Origin of the sequence: Thermincola ferriacetica (assembly GCF_001263415.1) — a bacterium.
Classification (GTDB): Bacteria; Bacillota; Thermincolia; order Thermincolales; family Thermincolaceae; genus Thermincola; species Thermincola ferriacetica.
In genome coordinates this window covers 1-891 of record NZ_LGTE01000067.1, presented here as the reverse complement: position 1 = coordinate 891, position 891 = coordinate 1, and the positions used below count along the sequence as shown (strand labels likewise).

At 43.9% G+C, this 891-nt stretch carries 2 protein-coding genes; both read left to right on the top strand.

What is annotated here, in order from left to right; all coding sequences use genetic code 11:
* A partial coding sequence (locus tag Tfer_RS17030; RefSeq protein ID WP_282432081.1) for a group II intron maturase-specific domain-containing protein occupies positions 1 to 371 on the top strand: 371 nt, incomplete at its 5' end.
* Positions 372 to 389: 18 nt separating this feature from the next.
* Positions 390 to 608, top strand: coding sequence for a hypothetical protein (locus Tfer_RS17025; RefSeq protein ID WP_052219203.1), 219 nt, complete (start codon positions 390 to 392; stop codon positions 606 to 608).
* The last annotated feature ends 283 nt before the right edge of the window (positions 609 to 891 follow it).

The window sequence follows — 891 nt, the reverse complement described above, 5'->3', positions numbered from 1 at the left end:
AAGCACTTCTAAACATCCTGCAACCAATCTTTGAACCGGACTTTCATCCATCGAGCTATGGATACAGGCCGGGACGCTCCTGCCAGCAGGCGGTGGCCAAGGCAGAGATGTTCATGAACAAATACGGCTTAAGCTATGTAGTGGATATGGACCAAGTGGCTTACCTTAGATTTGTTATATACTCCAAAAGTGTAAGCATCAGCCCTAAGAAACTGAAGAACTTCAGGGACAAGATAAGGAAAATGACACCCAGAAATCATGGCCTGAGCGTGAAAGAAATGGTTGAAAAGCTAAACCCTGTACTAAGAGGGTGGGCAAATTATTTTAGAATAGCAAACTGCCGGACTGTTTTTGCAGAGCTAATGGGGTGAATAAGGCGCAGGTTGCGAATGAAGAAAATGAAGGAATGGAAAAGTTGGAAACCGTTACACAAAGTCTTGCGAAGAAGAGGATATAAAGGCACCTTTGAGAAAATCTCCGTGACCACATGGACGAACTCAGCCAATCCACTGATAAGTATGACTCTGCCCAACAAGTGGTTCGACGAACTGGGTTTAATAAACCTGGAGAAATATAATGTCGGCATTTTGCATCACTGCCGACCGTAGTGACCGAGATTTACCAGGAGCCGTATATGAGGCCCGTACGTACGGTTCTGTGAGAGGGAAAAACGCCGCTACATTTCGCGGCGTTTACCTACTCGATTTTTTTTAAAATAAGGTATTAATTTTTTATAAAAAAGCGCGCCCTCGGGCCTGTCAAGAATTTTGTGTAAACCCGTATAACCCCTATTTAAGATAACCAGCTAATCGTTCTTCAAAATATATGGAAAATTGGGCCAAAATTGTACCCCAGTTCTGGATTCGGGTTATCCACTTCCGGGTGACATCC

Bases quoted from the DNA above. Each gene is read 5' to 3' on its own strand.
- Tfer_RS17025 (WP_052219203.1), top strand. From the start codon at position 390: ATGAAGAAAATGAAGGAATGGAAAAGTTGGAAACCGTTACACAAAGTC.